Here is a 2,477-nt window from a genome sequence, read left to right on the forward strand (position 1 = left end):
CCAAGCGTTGCGAATCACTCTTAAACAGATTGTTAGGCCACATTAGATCAGTGAGTCTTGAACCTGGATAACTCTCTTTTGATTATCGTAGTGCTGCTTGGTAACTCTTAAAAACAAATCAGGACTAGATAGTGCCTCCTCCAATACACCTGCGCTATTTAGACTAACGTAAAGAGCAGCTGCATGCGCTTGGCAATTTATAGATTTTTTAGGATTGAATTCAATATCACTAAACCCATCGAATTTATAAAGCTGATCAACTAATTGTGGGTTGCTAACCAAAGCCTTTATATACAACCAATCATAAAAATAGGTTCGAGGGATTAATGGAAACTCCGTATTAAAAAACTTAAAGCCAACCAGCTGCCCTGAGTCTTTTATACGAATGTCTTTTTTTGAAGTTCTGGAGTCCGCTAGATACAAATCTTTGTAAGGCCCACCTCTTTTAAAAATCTTACTGCCTTGAAAAGCCGATTCAACTGTGATCTTGTGATTATGCTTCTTAGTCACGAAAGAAAGATTGAAAGCACTTAGCAATATGCCGAGTTCGTCTAAAGATTTACTCGAAATCTCTAGAATGTTATTTATTCCCAGTAACTTAGCCGAACTATGAAGTTCAGAAACTGATTTTTGTTTCTGACTTTTAGCCATTCCTGGATGCCATTTAAAATCTATGGCTTTTTCAATAACTCCAATGCTGCCATCTGTTTTCGGGACAAAAACGGGTCTAATTGCCATACTTGTATTACCAATGCTGATAGTCTAGCCGTGCTGAATAATGAGCTCTATGGTACACAACCTGATGTGCAGGATACAGAGGTTTCAACTCCAACTCTTTTGCCTTAGTTGGCACAATAACACCGACAATATCACTTGGAAGTATAGTATCGAACACTAAAACTTCTGCCTGTGGATCTGTTGGGCAATCATCTGGCAATTGTAACTCTTGACGTGATGGTTTTCCTGCTACTGGCAAAAATAGGGACTCAAACGCCTGAACTCCCTTTCTCTGTTCAATAGGAACAGATGTAACTGATGAATTTGCTGCATTGGTGGTACAAAACGCGCAGTCTTTAGTCCATAAAACTTCAGCTTTAACACCAAAGACAACCCACTCTACGGAGGGGTCTTGCTGCCTTAGACTATAAAACATCTTGTAATTAGGATGGCCAATTGACAAACAACTAGCAGTTTTAAAACCGTCTAGCCGATGTTGATCATTGTAAGCTACATTTGATTGATTTGCCTCTAAGGTCGCTCTCGGAACAATCCCGCTCTGAAAGATAGAGCTAACATTTTCTAACTTTGTAAAGTGCCATAGATATTCGATCTTTTTTTGTTTTACTGCATTTTCCATAACCAACTCCGTTTTTATTTTTTTACGATATCTCGATATTGTGGCCTAACGCCCTGTTAAGGGGTGAGCAACGCAATACCAAAGCCGCCGCATACCACCTTAAACACTAAAACCAACGCATAGTGAAAATGCCACGCGTTGCGAATCCCTCTTGAACAGTTTGTTAGGTTTTGGGCTTATTCTCCCAATGAACCCCAATCTGTTAGATTTAATTGCTTGCGCCTAATGTAGTAGAAGGTTGCCATAACTAAACCAAACAATGCGCCAGTAAGTAACGAGATATAAACTGCTTCTAAAACTGGTTTGCCTATATCGTCCCACACAAGAAACCATTGGAAGATTCCCCAAACCGGGGCAAAAAAAGCCACACAAAGCATAACGTTTGCAAAAAAGCTCTGATAATAAGGCGGCGGAAAACACAGTCCAAGTTTACGTAACAACCTTACAAGTGGAGGATTGTAGTTCGACTTCCAAACACCTTTGTCACTTAACTCTTTGTGCGCAAGTTGTAGCTTCGTTTCATAATCCATGACCCAAAATCCTCGAATTCGATGTTTCCCGCTGAGAAACCTAACGCCTTGTTAAGGTGTGAGGCACGCAATACCGAAGGTTCCGCATAACACCTTAACCACTAAAGCCAACGCATAGTAAAAATGCCACGCGTGCCGAATCACTCTTGAACAATTTGTTATACGAATTTTTTCAGTGCCAACACTTGCTGTTCAAATAACTCACAATCTGACTTTGAGTATGACTTAGCGACATTAACCCATTGAACGCCCGTTTCATCTATGTGGCGAAACTCGACTTGAAGTGCATATTTAGAACAACGAAAAAGAGCAAAAACCAAACCTACAACCGTCAGACTAAGAACTAAAACTAGTAGCCATTGTGGCACCTCTTCCAACCTTGGAATAACTAACCAAACTGCCCCTGAAAAAACACACACCCAGAATAAAACTTGACCTAAATTATCAAGAAAACTTAACTTTTTAACCCTAACATTGTTTATCTTAGACAAAGGATATGAGTCTTTCTTAAACCTGAACTCTTTTGAATCCAAGTTAAAATCAGTATTTTTGTACATAATTTCCCTCTATTCGTATAACGCCCTGTTAAG

4 protein-coding genes are annotated in these 2,477 nt (G+C 39.5%); all 4 read right to left on the bottom strand.

Features of this window, described 5'->3' with window-relative positions:
* Window positions 1-42 precede the first annotated feature (42 nt).
* Window positions 43-738: a hypothetical protein gene (locus KI742_RS13760; protein ID WP_001900183.1), complete on the bottom strand. Its 696-nt coding sequence runs from the start codon at window positions 736-738 to the stop codon at window positions 43-45.
* A 7-nt stretch (window positions 739-745) separates the two neighbouring features.
* A complete protein-coding gene (locus tag KI742_RS13765) occupies window positions 746-1,357 on the bottom strand; it encodes a DarT ssDNA thymidine ADP-ribosyltransferase family protein (RefSeq protein ID WP_140364918.1) in 612 nt (203 codons plus the stop codon).
* A 176-nt stretch (window positions 1,358-1,533) separates the two neighbouring features.
* Window positions 1,534-1,887 carry a DUF6404 family protein gene (locus KI742_RS13775; RefSeq protein WP_025502460.1) on the bottom strand — a complete coding sequence of 118 codons (354 nt, stop codon included), beginning with the start codon at window positions 1,885-1,887 and terminating at the stop codon, window positions 1,534-1,536.
* Window positions 1,888-2,045: 158 nt separating this feature from the next.
* A complete protein-coding gene (locus KI742_RS13785; protein WP_025519062.1) occupies window positions 2,046-2,444 on the bottom strand; it encodes a DUF6232 family protein in 399 nt (132 codons plus the stop codon).
* Window positions 2,445-2,477 lie beyond the last annotated feature (33 nt).

This window comes from Vibrio sp. D417a, from assembly GCF_030248595.1.
In the GTDB taxonomy this organism is placed as follows: domain Bacteria; phylum Pseudomonadota; class Gammaproteobacteria; order Enterobacterales; family Vibrionaceae; genus Vibrio; species Vibrio alginolyticus.

Excerpts from the sequence above, each read along its gene's own strand:
- KI742_RS13760 (WP_001900183.1), bottom strand. The coding sequence starts at position 738 with ATGGCAATTAGACCCGTTTTTGTCCCGAAAACAGATGGCAGCATTGGA.
- KI742_RS13765 (WP_140364918.1), bottom strand. The coding sequence starts at position 1,357 with ATGGAAAATGCAGTAAAACAAAAAAAGATCGAATATCTATGGCACTTT.
- KI742_RS13775 (WP_025502460.1), bottom strand. The coding sequence starts at position 1,887 with ATGGATTATGAAACGAAGCTACAACTTGCGCACAAAGAGTTAAGTGAC.
- KI742_RS13785 (WP_025519062.1), bottom strand. The coding sequence starts at position 2,444 with ATGTACAAAAATACTGATTTTAACTTGGATTCAAAAGAGTTCAGGTTT.